The sequence below is a fragment of the Streptomyces sp. NPDC050704 genome (genome assembly GCF_040654355.1).
In the GTDB taxonomy this organism is placed as follows: domain Bacteria; phylum Actinomycetota; class Actinomycetes; order Streptomycetales; family Streptomycetaceae; genus Streptomyces.
On record NZ_JBFAHW010000005.1, the window covers coordinates 46,240 to 63,091 of the forward strand.

A 16,852-nucleotide genomic window follows, 5' to 3' on the forward strand; every position below is an offset into this window, starting at 1 on the left:
GGCTACTTGGCGCGGTAGCGGCGCATCTTCGCCCGTGCGCCGCAGACCGACATCGAGCACCATCGGCCGCGGCCCGCCGGGCTGCGGTCGTAGTACGCCCAGTGGCAGTCCGGCGCCTCGCAGGCCTTGAGCCGGAGCCAGGTGCCCGCGACGAGGGACTCGGCGACGGCCGCGGCCACCCGGGACGCGAGGGCGGCCGGGCCCGCAGGCTCCGCCGGGTCCGCCGGGCGGAGACTCGCCGAACCGTCCGCCGCGGCCACCGTCACGACGAGCGGGGCGGACGCGAGCAGCTCGTCCAGGGGGCGCACCTCGCGATGCGCCGGATGGCCCGCGTGCGCGAGACAGACGGCACGCAGCGACTCGCGCAGCTCGCGCGCGCCCGCCACCTCCCCCTCCGTCAGGCCCAGTGCGGCCCGCCCGTCGGCCGTGTCCAGGGAGTCGGCGCCCGACTCGATGTCCAGGGTGTTCACCAGGGACTGGATCAGGGTCAGTCCACCGGGAGCGGGCGCTCGGTCATTCATGCTTGCGACGTTACCTCTTATGCGGGAGCATGCAGTAACCGTTACCGGCTAAGCCCACATAGAGGTAACGCAACCGAGGAGGAAGCCATGGCTCTCGCCAAGCTGGGCGCCGTCGTCCTGGACTGTCCCGATCCGCGTGCGCTCGCCGGGTTCTACGTCGAGGTGCTCGGCGGGACCGTGGAGGCGGACGGTGACGACTGGTACGACCTGCGGGTGCCCGGCGGACAGACGCTGGCGTTCCAGGCCGCCCCCGGCCACGTACCGCCGAAGTGGCCGGCGCCGGACGCCTCGCAGCAGTTCCACCTCGACGTGACCGTGGACGACCTGGACACGGCCGAGAAGGGCGTGCTCGCGCTGGGCGCCAAGGCGCTGGACGCGGCGGACCGGTCGCGCAGCTGGCGGGTGTACGCCGATCCGGCGGGGCATCCGTTCTGCCTGTGCGCCTGCTGAGGCCGACGCCGGCTCGATCCTTCCTGACGCGGTCCGGCCGCTCAGCCGTCCAGCTCGGCGATCTTCGCCGTGGACGGGTCGCGGCGGCCGCGGGCGGCGCGGGCCGTGAAGTCCGCGCCGCGCAGCACGCGTTGGACATTGCCCCAGGTGAGCAGCGCCACGTCGGACTCGGACCAGCCGCGGACCAGGAGCTCGGCGATGAGCTTCGGGTAGCCCGAGGCGTCGGGCAGGTCCTGCGGGTGCGCGGCCCCGGAGTCGTACGTCCCCGAGAGGCCGACGCACTCCGGGCCCGCGATGCCGCGTACGTGGTCGAGGTGGTCGGCGACGTCCCGTACCGACGGGCCCGTCTGCTCGGCGGTCAGCGGCACCAGGCACAGGCCCTTGTTCGCGCCGAGCTCGGCCAGCGTGTCGTCGGGGAGGTTCGCCGGGTGGGGGCGCAGGGCGCGGGCCGCGGAGCGGGTGCACAGGACCGGGGCCTTCGAGACCCCGAGGACCCGGGTGACGGTCGGGTCGGAGGCACCGGAGAGATCGGCGAGCACGCCGAGCCGGTTCATCTCGCGGACGACCTCCTCGCCGAACCTGGTGAGCCCGTTCTTTCCCGCCCAGGAAGCGCCGGAGAGGGTGAGGACACGTAGGCCGAGGGTGTGCAGGGCGCGCAGGATGCCCAGCGAGTCGCCCAGCGCCGCCGCGCCCGCCGGGCCGAGCAGCACGGCCACCCGCCCGCAGTTCCTGGCATCCGTGACCTGCGCCGCGCTGAGCGCCATCCGCAGGCCCTCGGGATGCGCCTCCACCACCGTCTTGACCAGGTCGAGCTGCTCCAGCGTCGCGCCGACGGCCCGCTCGCCGACGAGTCCCTCGGGCAGATGCAGCGACCAGAACAACGCGCCCACGTGTCCCTCCCGCAGCCGGGGCACATCCGTGTCGATGGTGCTCTCGCCGAGCTCCAGGTCGTACCAGGCCAGATGCCGCAGCGCCCACGGCAGCCCGCTGTACCCGTCGGCGACGGGGTGCGCGGCGAGCAGCGCGTGCGCCCGGGCCAGCGGATCACCGCCCGCACCGGCATCGGCATCGGCATCAAGGTCACCGTCACCGTCACGCTCGAGTTCGCGTTCGACGTCCGGGACCTTCAGCGCTTCCGGCTCGAACTCCCTCTCAAGAGCGGGGTGGTCCAGTTCGCCGACCTCGGCGGTGGTGTGCAGTTCGTCCTGCAGATCAGCCATGGCGGCGCTCCGGGGTCCGGGGGTGGCGACAGGTGTAGCCACCGTGACACGGGAGCGGGACGGGGTCTCGGTGGGTGACGCGTTCGGGGTACCGCCGTGCCCCTTCGGCCGCTCCCCGTCGGCCGCGCTCCTTCAGAGGTCGTTCACGTCGACCAGCCCGTCCTGGACGGCGCGGGCGACCAGGCTTGCCTTGGTCCGCGCGGGGCGGCCGACGTTCGCGTACTTGATCCGCACGCGGTCCAGATACGAGTTGACCGTTCGTACGGAGATGCCGAGACGCTGTGCGACCAGCTCCTTCGACTCCGACTGGAACCACTCGATGAGCACGTTCTCCTCGCGCGCGGAGAGCTGGGGGCGGTCGGCGCGGGTGTTCGTTCCCAGCGCGCCGGCCAGCGCGGGCGGCATGTAGGGCCGCTCATCGGCTGCCGCGAGGGTCGCCTCGACCAGGTGCTCCCGGCCCTCGCTCTTGGTCAGAAAAGTCGCGGCTCCCAGGTCCAAGCAGCTGAGCGCGGTCTGCTCGTCGTCCCGCATCGAATAGACGACCACCTGCCGTCCGGCGTCGACGAGGCTTCTAAGGCTGCCGAAGGCGGGGCCACCATCGCCCAGTTGCAGATCCAGCACGACGACATCGGCCGTGCTGCCCGGCGCGGTCCAGGCTTCGCGTACGGAGCCGCCGGCCGCGAGCACGGTGATGGGCCGCCGCGATGCGGCGTACCACGCCTCCACGCCCGCGAGGATGGCGGGATGGTCGTCGACGACGACCACGCTGACCGGTGCGTTGTCACTCATGTCCGGGTCAGTCGTGTCTGGGTCACTCATGTCCGAGTCACTCACGTCTGGATCACTCACGTCCGGGTCACTCACGTCCGGGTCACTCATGTCAGGGTCACTCATGTCAGCTCGATTCCGGCGGCCGCCGGTCTTCTCCAGCCGGCCTCCACCCACACGCTTTCGCCGCGCGTCGTCCGGGCCACGGTCACCTTCGCGTCACTCGCACGACCGTGCGTTCGTGCGGCCTCTGCCGTGCTACGACCGTCGGTGCGGTCCTCGCTGACCACGCTCACCCGTACCGCGCGGGGAGTCCACACGACCGTCACCCGCGCCGTCGAGCGGGTGCGGCCCAGAATCACCGCCACCGGGTCTATCAGCTCCCTGCGTACCTCCACCGGCACCTCACCCGACCGGCCTCGTACGGCCAGGCTCACCGTCACCCCCTGGTGCTCGGCCACCTCGACGCATGCCCGCAACTCGTTGAGCAGCGGGTCGGAGACGGCGTCGCCCTCGGCGAACAGGCGACGCATACGGGTGGCTTCCACCCCGCACCGCAGCCTGACCTCCTCGTCGTGCGGGCTCAGCACACCGTGGCCGAGGCCCACGAGCAGCGGCACCGTCGTCGCCGTCAGGGCGCGGTAGCGCTCCTTGTGATCACGCTGCATGTCCTCGTGGATACGTTCCCGGGTACGAAGTTCCTCCTCCCGTGCAGCCGCGGTCCCCGCTGCCGGCGCCGTACCGTGGAGCAGGCGCGTCACCAGTGCACCGACGGAGAACTGGAAGCCGCAGGCGGAGATCGTGGAGATCCCCAGGACGGCCGCCTCGGCGGCGGTGGGCGCCCCCGACAGGAACACAGCGGTCGCGTTGAGCCCCATATGCGCCCCGAGGAACGCCGCGTACACCCTGACCGGCAGGTCCGCCAGCAGGAACAGCGCATGCCAGCCGACCACTCCGAACGCCCAGTCCGCCGGACCTGTCGACTGCCCCGGCGGGAGCGTGAACGCGCATACCCCCGAAACGGCCAGCACAGCGCCCAGGCTCCACCCGCGCACCCTCGGCGGGATCTGCCGGCCACGCAGCAGATAGGCGCCCCCGATCACCCCGACGGCGGCGAGGCAGACGAAGGCGCTTGTCTGTGCCCACGCGGGGCGGTACACGTCCTGGTGGACCATGAGCCGGCGCATCGAGACGGTGAACTGCCACACCAGGCTGATCAGCAGTACGGCCAGTTGGGCCCCGTAGAGGAGCTGCCCGCGTATGAGGCGGACGGCGGCGCTGTGCTGTGCCTGGACGCGGGGCGGGCGCGGTACGCCCCCGGTCGCCTGTGCTTCATTTGCTTCATTTGCTTCGTCTGCTTCGTCTGCTTCGTCCACTGCCTGTGACGCCCGGGCCAGGCCGTGCCAGCCCCACTGCACGCGGGTCCCGGTGCCCGGCCGGGAGGTGACGGTAGCGGAGCCTCCGACCGTGTGCATCCTGCCGATGATGGAACCGGAGATGCCCCGGCGCCGGGCGGGGACAGACTGCGGGTCGAAGCCCCGTCCCCCGTCGGACAGTTCGACGACGACACCGTCCTCCGCTGCCCATGCCCTGAGCTCCGCCTCCCGCACCCCGGCATGGCGTGCCACATTGGTGACGGCCTCCCGGACCCCGTTGAATATCGCGAGCCCAGGGCCGGACGGAATCACCAGCGGGCCGTCGATGCGCGTCTTGAGCCGCACCCTGGCCGGCCCCTCCCCCTCGGGCACGCAGCTGAGAAGCGCCGCGAGGTCGACGCTTCCCGTCTCGAATCCGGGCATGGCGGACAACGCCTCCAGATCCTGCTTGGCCCGCGGCGGCAGCCACGACCAGTCCCGGCCGTCGCCCTGGGAGACCATCAGGAGCGTCGCGCTCGCCGTGTCGTGCAGGGTCGCCAGGTACTCGCGCTCGGTCGCCCTCCGCGCGGCGGCGACAGCGGCCTCCCGGCGCGAGGCCGCCCGGGCCGCGGCCGACCGGTCGGCCGCCCTGGCCCGCGCCCGAACCATGAGGTAAGCAGCCCTCGACAGGCCCGCCTGGACAAACATGCGCACCAGGGGCACCACGTCGGGGCTCTGCCCGGGCGAGGCCAGGAGGTCGCCCAGCACGCAGACGACAGTCCCCAACGCGGCCAGGCCGAACGCGGCCATCGGGCGCGTCGCCCACTCGTACTGGAAAGCGACGACGCAGATGCCGACAACCGCCTCCACCATCACATCGCCGCTCTCGCCGCCGAGCACCGGCTGAAACAGCCCGGTCAGCACCACCACGGCCGCGTCCAACGTCCACAGCAGGGCGAGCGGGAACAGGCCCGGGCGGCGCAGCGCGTAAAGGCGCACACCGCAGGCCAGGACGGCGGGCACCAGCAGAGACATCGCCAGCGGAATCTCCGCCGCGGTCGCCAGCACGACGCCCAGCGCACCGCACAAGCAGACCACGCTGGACCGGAGCCACACCCCGTACCGCTCCAGAGTCAGGATCAAGAGGCGTTCGCTGGACCCGGGACCGTCGTCTGTCGGCTCAGCGGCCCCGTCCCTGTTCCCGTTCCCCTCGCGTCCCCCATGCCGCATGGCACAAGGGTAGTTGACCGACGATCAAGGTAGAACGCCCCGTTCCTTTCCTTGTGGGTCGAACGACCGGCACACTCCGCGACCGGACAGGGCTAAGGTGCCCGCCGTACAACGCCACTTTCGACACGGGTCCTGTTCGACACAGGTCCTAACAGCACTCGCACTCCCCCGCCCGCGCCAGCAGCAGCTCCCGTTCCCGCTCGTTGCGGGTGAGCGCGGCCGCGCGCTCGAACTCCGCCCGCGCCTCCTCCGTACGCCCGAGCCGCGCCAGCAGGTCACCGCGCACGCTGGGCAGCAAGTGGTAGTCGCGCAGCGCGGGTTCGGCGGCGAGCGCGTCCACGATGACCAGAGCCGGTTCGGGCCCCTCGGCCATGGACACGGCGACGGCCCGGTTCAGCTCGACGACCGGGGACGGGGTGCGGGCGGCGAGCAGCCCGTACAGCGTGGCGATCCGCGGCCAGTCCGTCTCCTCGTACGTGTAGGCGTGGGCGTGGCACGCGGCGATGGTGGCCTGGAGGACGTACGGCCCCGGGCCGCTGTCCGTGAACACCGCCTCGGCTCGGGCGAGGGCGGCGAAACCGCGGCGGATGAGCAGCCGGTTCCAGCTGGCCCGGCTCTGGTCCCTGAGCAGCACCGGTTCCCCCGACGGCCCGGTCCGCGCGGCCGACCGCGACGCCTGGAACTCCAGCAGGGCCGCCAGCCCGTGCACTTCGGGTTCCTTGGGCATCAACCCTGCGAGTACGCGGGCGAGTCGGAGGGCGTCCTCGCAGAGCGCGGGGCGCAGCCAGTCGTCGCCCGCCGTGGCCGCGTACCCCTCGTTGAAGATCAGGTAGATGACTTCCAGTACGGACCCGAGCCGGGCCTCGCGCTCCGGCCCGTACGGCACCTCGAATGCGACGCCCTTCGCGGCGAGCGTCCGCTTGGCGCGCACGATCCGCTGGGCGATCGTCGCCTCCGGGGCGAGGTAGGCGCGGGCGATCTCGGTGGTGGTCAGCCCGCCGAGCAACCGCAGGGTGAGCGCGATGCGGGCCTCGGCGGACAGCACGGGATGGCAGGCGGTGAAGACGAGCCGCAGCAGATCGTCGTCGATGTCGTCGGGATCGGACGGCTCGTCGACATAGCCGTAGCCGTAGCCGTAACTGTGGGAACTGTCGCCATGGCCGTGGGGCGCGGACGTCTCCAGGTCGCGTCCCATCTCCACCAGCTTGCGCGCGTACCGCTCCCGCCGCCGTACGAGATCGATCGCGCGGTGCTTGGCCGTGGTCATCAGCCAGGCACCGGGGTTGCCCGGCACCCCGTCCCTGGGCCACTGCTCCAGCGCGGCGACCAGAGCGTCCTGCGCGAGCTCCTCGGCGATCCCGACGTCCCGCACGATGCGCGCGACGCCGGCGATGATGCGGGGCGACTCGATACGGAAGACGGTGTCGATGGCGTGGGCGGCGGGGTCCGGCGCGCCTGGCTGGGCGGGGCGCGCGCCCGGCTCGGCGGGGCGGCCCGGGGTGTCTGCCGGTTCCGCCACCGGTTCCGCCGGCTGTGTCGGTTCCGCTGGCTGTGTCGACTCTGGCCTCACACAGCACCATGAGACACCCACCGGACCCCACGGCCAAGCTCAAGCCCAAGCCTCCGAGGCTCAGCCTTCGACGATCTCCCGCACCTCGCAGGTCACCGTCCAGTACGCCTCGTGGACCTGGAGGAACCGCTTGGTCCACTCGACCGCCTCGGCCTTGTCCTTGGCCTGGAGCATCGCGTACCCACCGATGACCTCCTTCGCCTCGGTGAACGGCCCGTCGGTCACGGAGATCTCCCCGCCCTCCCACCGGACCCGCGTCCCGTCCGAGGTCGGCAGCAGCCCGGCGTTGTCGAGCATGACGCCCGCCTTCGTCATCTCCTCGATCAGCTCCCCCATGCGTTCCATCAGCTCGGGGCTCGGCTCTTCGACGGGCGGGTTCTGCTCGTCGATCCGGATCAGCGACAAGTAGCGGGGCATGGTGACTCCTGGTTTTCCTCGATACGGAGACGGGGCTCGTCCCTGTCTCTCCCTCTCACCCGTGCGTCGAACGGGGGACGGCTGGATCGACACGGTCGCCGGATTTCTTCGCGAGAATTTCCGCTGGGGCCGTTTACGCAGGTCAGGAGACCATGAGGTCACATCAGTCGGCGAAATCCTTGAGCTTCTCGGTCTCCAGGGTGAAGCCGACAGGGTCCGGCAACTCGATCACGGCACCGAACGGTTGTGGGGTGCCGGACCGGTACCCACCGCCTTTCGGCTCCGAGTAGACGGTGACAGTCGCTGCCTCGCGGTCAATGAGCAGGTAGACGGGGATGCCTGTGGCCGCGTAGCCCGTCGGCTTCTCAATCCGGTCACGCCGGTTCGCATCGCTGTCACGGGACGTGACCTCGACAACCATCAGCACTCCCTCGGGTTCTGACCACTCACCCTTGCCCGCGAAGAACGTCTGCGGCGCCAGCGACCCGTCCGGGCGGGCCCTCCCATTGCGGTAGCCCTCGATCTTGAGGCCCTGTTCCGGGAAAAGAAACAGGTCAGGGCGATGCTGCATACATCGTTGGAGTAGCCAGGCGACGATCGTCCCGTGATTGCCGTCCGGCATGGGCTTGACCCCGACCTTTCCGTTCAAGAACTCCAGCGACACCGTTTCGGGCGCATGCCGGGCGAGCTCCTCGAATTCCTCGACGAGCATCTGGGGCTGATCGGAAGTCATGGGGGTCATTGCGTCGCCTCCTCCCCTCCATCCTGCCCCCCTCACGGGCGGACCGTGCTGCAAGGTCGTCATGTGCCTGTTCCTTTCTCTGTCATCTCCGTACGCCGCCCCGTGCGCAACGCGGCACGCACCTGCCCCGCACGGGCGTGAACCTGTTCCGCCGCGAGGCCGGACCGCCCACCCCAGCAGCCCCCGCACAGCCCGCCCCGCATCCCACTCCCCTCACCCGGCTCACCACAGGCCGTGCAGACCACCTCGTAGCGGGCCCGGGCCTCGTGGCTCGGCCGCTCGGCCGGCTCCGGCGGCAGCTTGCCGAGCAGCCGGGCCCGTACGAATCCGTACGGGTGCGCCACCTTCTCCGGCAGCCCCGCCAGCACCGCCTGCACGAGCTGCGCCTCACCCGCACCCCGCGCGAACCACTCGGCGGCCTGCTCCTCCAGCGCCCCGCACTCGGCGGCGGAGAGCGTCATCCGCGCGTCGATACGACCAAGCCGGGCGAGTACGTCGTACGCGACCGACCGCGCCAGCCGGGACGGCTCGGTGACCGGCACCTCCCCGCCGAGAAAGGAGTCCCACCAGGCGTCATCGCGTGCCGTCCGCGAGAAGAAGGTGTGCCAGACCCAGCGCGGACAGCCGTCGACGGTGACCGGACGGCGTACGCGGCGCAAGTGCCCTGCCGCGGAGAGGTTGTTGAGGGCGGTCCCGACGGCGCACTGGCCGTACGAGACGTGCTTGGCCAGCGTCTTGATCGACATGTCCGACTCGTCGTCGAGCCGGTCGAGATACCCGGCGATCGCAGCCTCGCGATCGGGCAGATGACCGAAGTCGCGTCCGCTGCGGGGCGCTTGGTCGGGCGCCGACTTCTTCCCGTATCCCGGATTGGCCATGGGATGGGCGGACGGGCGCGGGGCAGCACTAAGCTGGGCGGTAGCCATGGATCGACTCTCATTCGATCTTGTGGTCAGACCCCCGCGCGGTGCGCTAACACCCACGGGGGTCATTTCTTTGGGCGCACGCTACACGTCCGCCACACTCCGCCGCGACCCGATCACAAAAAGTCATCTCCCCTGGCCCGAGCGCCGCTTGAGCCCGCCGCACGCGGCGACAAGGGAGGGAGGGCGGGTTGAGCCGCCCTCCCATTCCAAACAAAAAGAGTCTCGAATCCCGACCCCCGAAGCTCAAGCCCCGACGTGCGCCACGAACTCCGCCCACGCAGAGGCGGGAACGGTCAACTCGGGTCCGTCACCGATCGGGTTGAGCTTCGAGTCCCGCTTCGAGGCTACGGTGTGTCACCGACATCCCACAGGCGTACTGTCCCGTCGCTGCCCGCGCTGACGAGCCACCGCCCGTCCGGGCTGAAGTCGAGGCAGGTGACACCTCCCATGTGCCCGTGGAGTTGCTTCAGTCGCGAGGGCCGCGTGAGAGGGCCGCCGGTGGACCACAGCTCAATGGTTCCGTCGTTCGTCAGGTCCTCGCTGATGCCGCTCTCAGGGACGAGAGCAAGCAGCGGTCTCCTGGGATGGAACGCGGCTTCAAGTGCGGCGGGCAGAGCCGTTCGATGCCACTTCCCACCCGCTCCGAGACGCCACAGCCCGCTGTCCGCATCGTGACGAAGCAACAACAGGAGATCGTCATAGGGACTGGCAACCACGTCCGCCAGTGTTCCGCCCCCGAGCCTGTCAGGTACGGCCTTCTCGATCCGAGAGCCTTTCCTGAATTTCGGTGCCGTGAATTCGTAGACCTCGTCGTCACTGCCGAGGACTGCAAGTCCTCCCCGGCGCAGGAACGCCACGGCCACTGCTTCCAACTCGTCGCCGGGTCCTTTCGCGGGGCTGACGTCCTCAAGCCGGCCGTCGGCGGTTACGCGCCCCACGTAGAGAGCACCGTTGTACAGGGGAGGACGGTAGACGGGCGCACAAGCCAGATAGCCCCCTTGCCCAGGGGGAGCGAAGGCTATGGAGAGGAATGCCTGCACCTCGGCCGATTCCGGGAAGTCTCCCCACTGGGACGGCCGCCGCGCGTTCCAGAGCCGCAGCCGCCCTCCCCGCCCGACGGCAAGCGTCGAGCCGTCAGGATGAAAGGCCGCCTTGGTGACTCCTGGGTCGACGCCGGCACTCTGGTCCGCCTTGCTGAGGTGCACAGGCCCCAGCACCTGCCGCTCCCCGCCGAAACGGCTTCCCCACCAGAGCCTCCCGCCGGTGTCTCCCCAGACCAGCTCATCGGTGCGTGGCCGGAACGCCACCGCGGTCATGGGTGCCTCGTGGGGTGCCGAGAACACCACCGTGCTCTCGTCCCGGTGCCGGCGGATCGCCACCCCGCCCCCGGTGAGGGCCACCGCCGCGCCGGCTGCCAGGACCAGCCGACGGCGTACGGTCCGGGTCGTCGCCGCCCGCTGGGAGAGCGGCGGAACATCGGCGTACGTCGGCTGCCCCGCGAGGGCTTCCTGGAGCCGTATGTGCCGGAACTGGTAGGTGTCACCCGACTGCCGCAGGATCTCCCGTCGCCGGGCTTCCGCGAGGAAGGTGAACAGTCGCCAGGGGAGCCGGCCACGCGCGGCGAGCCAGATCCTGGTCAGCAGGAACCGGGGCCACGCGCGCGACAACAGGACGAAGAGCGTGAACAGCACCGCGGGCAGGACGAGGGGCAGCCCGAAGCCCAGACCGTCCACGCCGAACGACCGGTCCGTGTGGCTCCACTCGTCACGTACGTAGTCCGAGGCGTCGCCGTCCCCCGGCCAGCCCGGCCAGCCGTTGGCCAGCCGGAAGACAAGGCCTCCGGCCAGCAGCCCCGCCTGCAGCCCGAACACCCCGGCGGCACCGAAGACCGCGCCGGCCGCCAGCGCCCCGGTCAGTGCGGAACGCCGGTCCTGAGCGAGTGAGTTCGCGGGACTCACCTGAGTCGCCCTGGACGGCGGCGCGTTGAGCCAGCTGTGTACGGCGAGAGCGAGTCCGGTGACCGCGCACAGCGAGACGCAGACCAGGACCAGCTTGGCCAGTTCCTCCGCGCTCTGCAGTGTCCCAGGGCCGCTGGTGTAGGTGAGCACCCGGAAGGCGGTCCAGCCCACGGCCACCGGCCCCACGGATACCGCACACAGCACGACCCCGTACCGGAACCCGCGCCGCAACCGTCCCGTCGACCCTCGCAGCGACCAGGACAGGCGCCCGGGCGACCGGTCTCCCGCCGCGTACCAGACGAGGGACCCGACGAGTGCGAAGAGAACGGCGATCCCCATGGAGAGCAGCACGATGCCCCCCGCCCCCGAAACCCCCACCCCGGTCACCTCGGTCCACGCCACGGCCCCACCCGCGACCGCCGCCCCGACCACGAGCCCGAGAACCGGCGGCGCCCATGTCGGCAGCAACCGCCCGCTCATCAACCACCACGCCAGATCCCGCTCCCGATGGTCGTGCAGGTAGCAGGCCAGAAACGTCAGCCACCGGCGCGCCTGGTCGGCGCTCCACCGGCCGCGCTCTTCGGCGTCCTCGGATGCGTAAGCGGCCTCGACCACTTGGTGGGTGAGGTGGTCCTCCACGGCGTACCGGCAGTCGAACCGTTCCGCGTCCAGGAGTTCGGCCGGCCGCCCGGTCCCGCTCTGGTACACCAGCCGCGCCGTGGTCACCATCAGCGGTGTGGACAGCGCCTCCGCCACCGGCCCGTCCGGCTCGGCGCGTAATCGTGCGAACACCCCGTCCCACACGGCGTCGTCCGGCCAGTCCACGTCCCGCAGATAGCCGATGACGTCCTCGGGCGGCACCGGCGCCACCTCGACCACAGGCGTCCGTCGCAGGGTCGGGGCCCCACCCCGGATCAACTCCTCGTACTCCACCGCCCGGCAGGTCACGACAACGGGCCGCTCCGCGCCGACCGCCCGGTTGATGGCCCGGATGGCACCACGGCGGGCGGACTCCGGGATCTCGTCCAGGCCGTCGAGCACGGGCAGGAGCAGTCCGTGGGCCAGCAGGGCGCGCGGGATCTCGGGGCGGCCGTTGTAGTAGGGGACGGCGAGGGTTCGTACGATCCAGTCGTCGAGCCGCTCGCGCACCGGATCCCAGGACGAGACCGGGAGCAGCACGGGGACCCGGCCGCCCGGCTCCCGTGCGTCGAGCAGTCCCAGGGTCAGCAGGAGCGCGAGGACGGTTTTGCCCGCACCTGGCTCTCCGATGACGACGAGCCTCTCCTGGGGCAACTGTCGGTATCCGCGGGCAAGTTGATCCGTCACCGCCTCGAAGCGCCCGTCGAGCCTGCCGTCCAGGCGCACCCTCACCACCCTGCCGCCCGCCGCCTCCGCCTGCGGCTCGTCGGCGACCTGCCGCGTGGTGGTCGCCCAGGCCAGCGGTAACACCCGGGGGGCGCGCAGCCGCCTGGCCTCCGCCTCCTCGAGCCACTGCGCCCGGAGCGTGCGTGCCAGGTCGTCGGCGTACTCGGCGGGATCAGGCGGCGGGGAGTCCTGTCTGAAGAAGTCGACCAGCGAGAGAAGCAGCGAAGCGACGCCCACGAACAGCCCGGCCACCGCGGTCAGCGGCTCCGACGGGCCGCCCGCCAGCAACCACACGGCGAACCCGACCGCCACCGTCCCCACGCCCGCGAAAAGGCCGTCGCGAACGAGGCGTCGGCGCGTACGTCGTGGTCTCGGCCCCCGGAGCACATCAGCATTGTGACCGGGTTCAGCCCGCCGTACTCCTCTCGCGACGGGGCAATCTCCTCACCGCAACGACTCCCACAACTCCCCCGCCTCCGGCTCGTCCGCCACCACCCGGTTCCGGTCGGACGGTGCCGGCACCACCGGCATCGTCACCGTCTCGGTGCCGGCCGAGGAGAGGGCCCGCAGGCTCTCGCCCAGGCCCATCAGTTCGCTCAGGGAGTTCAGGCCGGTGTCCGTGGTGAGGCTGCCGGTCAGGGCGTCGGCGACGCTGTAGAGGCGGGTGGGGCTGGTGAGGAGGTTGGTGGAGGCGACCTGTTCCAGCAGGGCCTTCACCAGTTTCTGCTGGAGGCCTATGCGGCCGAGGTCGCTGCCGTCGCCTATGCCGTGCCGGGTGCGGGCCAGGGCCAGCGCGTCCGGGCCGTCGAGGAGATGCGTGCCCGCCTTCAGGTCGAGGTGGCTGTCCTCGTCGGAGATGTCCTCCTCCGTCGTCACCGTGACGCCGCCCAGCGCGTCCACCAGGTCGGCGAAACCGGCGAAGTCGATCTCGATGTAGTGGTCCATGCGGACGTTCGTCATGGACTCCACGGTCTTGACCGCGCAGACGGGCCCGCCGACCGAGTACGCGCTGTTGAACATCGCGCCGTACCGCACCCCTGTCGAGCCTCCCGACTCCAGCGGGCACGAGGGCCGCGTGACGAGGGTGTCGCGCGGGATGCTCACGACGGTCGCCTCCGAACGGCCCTCGTCGAGGTGGACGATCATCGCCGTGTCGGAGCGGGCGCCCTCGCTGCTGCCGCCGCCGAGTTCCTTGTTCCGCTCGCCGTCGCGCGTGTCCGAGCCAAGCACCAGGATGTTGAGCGCGCCGCTCGGGATTGGGGTGGGCGAGGCGGACCCGGAGCCGAACGGGGTCGGCGTCGTCACGGCCCTCGCCGGGCGGTCGTCGCCCAGCGCGCTGTCGATGTCGACGCTCTTGATGTTGTGGTTCAGATGCCAGTACGCCCAGGCCGCACCGGCGACGGATACGACCAGGACACAGCCGAGCGCGATGCCCGCCGCCTTGAACAGCCGTGTGCGTCGTCGGCCGCGTCTCGCGACGCCCGCGCTGTCGTCCCCCGTGCCCCCGTGCCCCTCTTCATCACTCACACACAGGAACATAAGTCCGAATTATTACGAGCAGGAGCCCCTTACTTGATTTCTTGAGAGATTCTCATATTTGGTCGGCTTCCCCCATGGCTTCCCTCATGCCTCTCTCAGACAGCGCTAGACAGCGCTTTCGAAACTTTCGGAGCCCGTCGGCGGCGCCGTACTGCTCCGCACGACCAGGCTCGTCGCCAGTTCCAGGCGTGTCGCCGCCGGCGGCCGCTCCCCGCGTCCCAGGTCGAGGACGAGCCGGGCCGCCGCCTCGGCCATCTCGGTCAGCGGCTGGCGCACGGTGGTCAGCGGCGGGCCGACCCAGCGGGCCACCGGCAGATCGTCGAAGCCCACGATGCTGAGGTCCTCCGGGATGCGGAGACCGCTCTCGCGGGCGGCCTCGTAGAGACCGAGGGCCTGGAGGTCGTTGCCCGCGAAGACGGCGGTCGGGCGATCCGGGAGTTTCAGGAGCTCAAGGCCCTCCCGGTAGCCGCTCTCGTGGTGGAAGTCGCCGGTGCGGATCAGCGCCGGGTCGGCCGGCAGCCCGGCCCTGTCGAGCGCCGCCCGGTAGCCGTCGAGCCGGGCCCGGCTGCACATCATCCGTGACGGCCCGCTGATCACGCCGATGCGGCGGTGACCGAGGTCGGCGAGATGGCGGGTCGCGGCCAGGCCGCCCTGCCAGTTGGTGGCCCCGACGGACGGCACGTCGTCACCGGGGTCACCCGCCGGGTCGACCATCACGAACGGGATGGAGCGGCTGGTGAGCAGCGCCCGCTGGGACTCGTCGAGCCCGTTCAGGACCAGGACGACACCGTGCGGGCGGCGGGCGGCGACCTGGTCGGCCCAGGTGCGGCCGGGGGTGAGCCGGCCCGCGCTCTCGGAGAGGACCACGCTCAGCCCCTCGTCCCGCGCCACGTTCTCGACGCCCCGGATGACCTCCATCGCCCAGGCGCTCTCCAGCTCGTGGAAGACCAGGTCGATGAGGGGCGAGCGGGACGCCTCGGCCCGGCGGCGCCGGTAGCCGTGGTTGCGGAGCAGCTCCTCGACCCGGGTCCGGGTCGAGGGGGCCACATCGGCGCGGCCGTTGAGCACCTTCGAAACAGTCGGGGCCGAGACTCCCGCCTCGCGGGCGATCTCGGCCAGCGTCGCTGACTGGGCAACAGCGGGATTCGGGCGAGTCATGCTCGGGATCGTATCCCTGCGCAACCTCTTGACGAAGCCCTTTAACCGCCATACGTTCCCGGAACATTCGAAGCGACAACCGAAACATTCGCGTTCAACGATATTCGCGGCAACACCCGGAACGTTCGTGAGAGGTGCTGTATGGAGTCGATCAGCAGGCAGTCCGACGGTGGACGGCCCACAGGCGGGCAACCCACTGCCGGGAGCGCCGGGAGTGCCGAGAGCGCCGGGGGCCTGGGCAGCCGGACGTTCAGCCGGCGCTGGATCCTCGGCGCCGGTGCCACCACCCTGCTCACCACGGGACTCACCGCCTGCGGCTCCAGCGACGATTCCGGCGGGGGCGGCGGCACGATCACCGCCTTCGTGTACGGGGACGACGCGGTGAAGGTCCAGGAGGCGTCGATCAAGCGGTTCAACGCGTCGGCCGCCGCCAAGAAGGCCAAGGGCGAGGTCAAGCTGACGAAGGTGCCGGGCTCCGACTACTCCCCCAAGCTGCGTACGGCCATGGGCTCGCCCAAGCAACCGGACGTCTTCTTCAACTGGGGCGGCGGCTCGATCAAGGCGTACCAGGAGTCGAAGCAGCTCGTCGATCTGACCGACATCATCGAGGCCGACCCGGTCCTCAAGGACGGCTTCCTGCCCTCGGTGCTCGCGGCGGGCGACCTCGACGGGCGTCACTACGGCATCCCGATGCGCGGCATGCAGCCCGTGATCCTCTTCTACAACAAGTCGGTCTTCGCCGAGCACAAGCTCCAACCACCGAAGACCTGGGACCAGTTGCTGGACATCAACGCCAAGCTGAAGGCGGCGAAGATCACCCCGTTCGCGCTCGGCGGCGCCGACATGTGGCCCGAGCTGATGTGGCTGGAGTACCTGGTCGACCGCATCGGCGGCCCCGAGGTCTTCAAACGGATCCAGAACGGCGACGCGGAGGGCTGGGGCGACCCGGCCATGCTGAAGGCCGCCGAGCTGGTGAAGGAGCTGGTCGACGACGGCGCCTTCGGCTCCGGCTTCAGCTCCGTGTCGTACGTCAACGGCGGCGCGCCCGCGGCCTTCGCCAAGGGCAAGGCGGCCATGCATCTGATGGGCTCGTGGGAGTACTCGACGCAGCTCGGCAAGTTCCCGGACTTCGCCGAGAAGAACCTGGGCTGGGCCGCCTTCCCCACGGTCGAGGACGGCACCGGCGACGTCCGCAACGTCGTCGGCAACCCCACCAACTACTGGTCCATCAACGCCCGTACGAAGAACCAGGACGCCGCCGTCGCCTTCCTGAAGGACGCCGCGTCGGAGGCGTACGCGAAGGCCCTCGTCGCCAATGGAGACGTACCGACGACCTCCAACGCGGCGAAGCTCCTCGCCTCGGCCCCGAATCCCGAGTACGCGAAGTTCCAGTACGACATGGTCGAGCAGGCGCCCGCCTTCACGCTCTCCTGGGACCAGGCGCTCGGTGACGAGCTCGCCACGCCCATGCACACGGAGATCAGCAAGCTGTTCCTCGGGAAGTCCTCGCCGAGCAAGTTCGTGGCGGCCTGCAAGGAGTTGAAGTGAGCGCCACGAAAGTGAGCACCACGGTCCCGACGAAACACCCGCCGGCGAAAGCGAAGCCCGGCAAGGCGCACGCGGGCCGTCCGCA

At 70.6% G+C, this 16,852-nt stretch carries 13 protein-coding genes and 1 pseudogene; 2 read left to right on the forward strand and 12 right to left on the reverse strand.

The window, feature by feature from the left end; translation table 11 throughout:
- Nucleotides 1–2: 2 nt before the first annotated feature.
- Complete coding sequence (locus tag AB0I18_RS03820; RefSeq protein ID WP_363103748.1) at nucleotides 3–521, reverse strand: CGNR zinc finger domain-containing protein; 519 nt, start codon at nucleotides 519–521, stop codon at nucleotides 3–5.
- A gap of 87 nt (nucleotides 522–608) precedes the next feature.
- Here AB0I18_RS03820 and AB0I18_RS03825 point away from each other — a divergent pair, with 87 nt between their 5' ends.
- Nucleotides 609–971, forward strand: a complete 363-nt coding sequence (locus AB0I18_RS03825) for a VOC family protein (protein WP_363103749.1) — start codon at nucleotides 609–611, stop codon at nucleotides 969–971.
- Between the two features lie 41 nt (nucleotides 972–1,012).
- On the opposite strand, the gene AB0I18_RS03830 is transcribed toward AB0I18_RS03825, so the two are convergent.
- The 11 genes and pseudogenes from AB0I18_RS03830 to AB0I18_RS03880 all read right to left on the reverse strand — a co-directional run bounded on the left by AB0I18_RS03830 (nucleotide 1,013) and on the right by AB0I18_RS03880 (nucleotide 15,219).
- Nucleotides 1,013–2,191, reverse strand: coding sequence for a dipeptidase (locus tag AB0I18_RS03830; protein ID WP_363103750.1), 1,179 nt, complete (start codon nucleotides 2,189–2,191; stop codon nucleotides 1,013–1,015).
- Nucleotides 2,192–2,323: 132 nt separating this feature from the next.
- The gene (locus AB0I18_RS03835; protein WP_363103752.1) at nucleotides 2,324–2,980 is read right to left on the reverse strand and encodes a response regulator transcription factor; all 657 of its coding nucleotides are present in this window, start codon (nucleotides 2,978–2,980) and stop codon (nucleotides 2,324–2,326) included.
- Nucleotides 2,981–3,081: 101 nt separating this feature from the next.
- The gene (locus AB0I18_RS03840; protein ID WP_363103753.1) at nucleotides 3,082–5,457 is read right to left on the reverse strand and encodes an ATP-binding protein; all 2,376 of its coding nucleotides are present in this window, start codon (nucleotides 5,455–5,457) and stop codon (nucleotides 3,082–3,084) included.
- A gap of 235 nt (nucleotides 5,458–5,692) precedes the next feature.
- A complete protein-coding gene (locus AB0I18_RS03845; RefSeq protein WP_363103861.1) occupies nucleotides 5,693–6,973 on the reverse strand; it encodes an RNA polymerase sigma factor in 1,281 nt (426 codons plus the stop codon).
- Between the two features lie 201 nt (nucleotides 6,974–7,174).
- Nucleotides 7,175–7,531: a YciI family protein gene (locus tag AB0I18_RS03850; RefSeq protein WP_363103754.1), complete on the reverse strand. Its 357-nt coding sequence runs from the start codon at nucleotides 7,529–7,531 to the stop codon at nucleotides 7,175–7,177.
- A gap of 163 nt (nucleotides 7,532–7,694) precedes the next feature.
- Nucleotides 7,695–8,273, reverse strand: a complete 579-nt coding sequence (locus AB0I18_RS03855) for a Uma2 family endonuclease (protein ID WP_363103755.1) — start codon at nucleotides 8,271–8,273, stop codon at nucleotides 7,695–7,697.
- 59 nt (nucleotides 8,274–8,332) lie between these two features.
- On the reverse strand, nucleotides 8,333–9,199 hold the full coding sequence (locus tag AB0I18_RS03860) for a hypothetical protein (protein WP_363103756.1): 867 nt from the start codon (nucleotides 9,197–9,199) through the stop codon (nucleotides 8,333–8,335).
- 243 nt (nucleotides 9,200–9,442) lie between these two features.
- Nucleotides 9,443–9,526, reverse strand: a pseudogene (locus AB0I18_RS03865) (DUF397 domain-containing protein); the annotation flags it as partial.
- Between the two features lie 17 nt (nucleotides 9,527–9,543).
- Nucleotides 9,544–12,843 (reverse strand): NACHT domain-containing protein, encoded by a 3,300-nt coding sequence (locus tag AB0I18_RS03870; protein WP_363103757.1) that lies wholly within the window; start codon nucleotides 12,841–12,843, stop codon nucleotides 9,544–9,546.
- 123 nt (nucleotides 12,844–12,966) lie between these two features.
- A complete protein-coding gene (locus AB0I18_RS03875; RefSeq protein WP_363103758.1) occupies nucleotides 12,967–14,061 on the reverse strand; it encodes an LCP family protein in 1,095 nt (364 codons plus the stop codon).
- 105 nt (nucleotides 14,062–14,166) lie between these two features.
- A complete protein-coding gene (locus tag AB0I18_RS03880) occupies nucleotides 14,167–15,219 on the reverse strand; it encodes a LacI family DNA-binding transcriptional regulator (RefSeq protein ID WP_363103759.1) in 1,053 nt (350 codons plus the stop codon).
- A gap of 141 nt (nucleotides 15,220–15,360) precedes the next feature.
- Here AB0I18_RS03880 and AB0I18_RS03885 point away from each other — a divergent pair, with 141 nt between their 5' ends.
- Complete coding sequence (locus AB0I18_RS03885) at nucleotides 15,361–16,767, forward strand: extracellular solute-binding protein (RefSeq protein WP_363103760.1); 1,407 nt, start codon at nucleotides 15,361–15,363, stop codon at nucleotides 16,765–16,767.
- Nucleotides 16,768–16,852: the final 85 nt, after the last annotated feature.

Bases quoted from the DNA above. Each gene is read 5' to 3' on its own strand.
- AB0I18_RS03825 (WP_363103749.1), top strand. From the start codon at position 609: ATGGCTCTCGCCAAGCTGGGCGCCGTCGTCCTGGACTGTCCCGATCCG.
- AB0I18_RS03860 (WP_363103756.1), bottom strand. From the start codon at position 9,199: ATGGCTACCGCCCAGCTTAGTGCTGCCCCGCGCCCGTCCGCCCATCCC.
- AB0I18_RS03885 (WP_363103760.1), top strand. From the start codon at position 15,361: ATGGAGTCGATCAGCAGGCAGTCCGACGGTGGACGGCCCACAGGCGGG.
- AB0I18_RS03830 (WP_363103750.1), bottom strand. From the start codon at position 2,191: ATGGCTGATCTGCAGGACGAACTGCACACCACCGCCGAGGTCGGCGAA.
- AB0I18_RS03835 (WP_363103752.1), bottom strand. From the start codon at position 2,980: ATGAGTGACAACGCACCGGTCAGCGTGGTCGTCGTCGACGACCATCCC.
- AB0I18_RS03875 (WP_363103758.1), bottom strand. From the start codon at position 14,061: ATGTTCCTGTGTGTGAGTGATGAAGAGGGGCACGGGGGCACGGGGGAC.
- AB0I18_RS03820 (WP_363103748.1), bottom strand. From the start codon at position 521: ATGAATGACCGAGCGCCCGCTCCCGGTGGACTGACCCTGATCCAGTCC.
- AB0I18_RS03855 (WP_363103755.1), bottom strand. From the start codon at position 8,273: ATGACCCCCATGACTTCCGATCAGCCCCAGATGCTCGTCGAGGAATTC.
- AB0I18_RS03850 (WP_363103754.1), bottom strand. From the start codon at position 7,531: ATGCCCCGCTACTTGTCGCTGATCCGGATCGACGAGCAGAACCCGCCC.
- AB0I18_RS03880 (WP_363103759.1), bottom strand. From the start codon at position 15,219: ATGACTCGCCCGAATCCCGCTGTTGCCCAGTCAGCGACGCTGGCCGAG.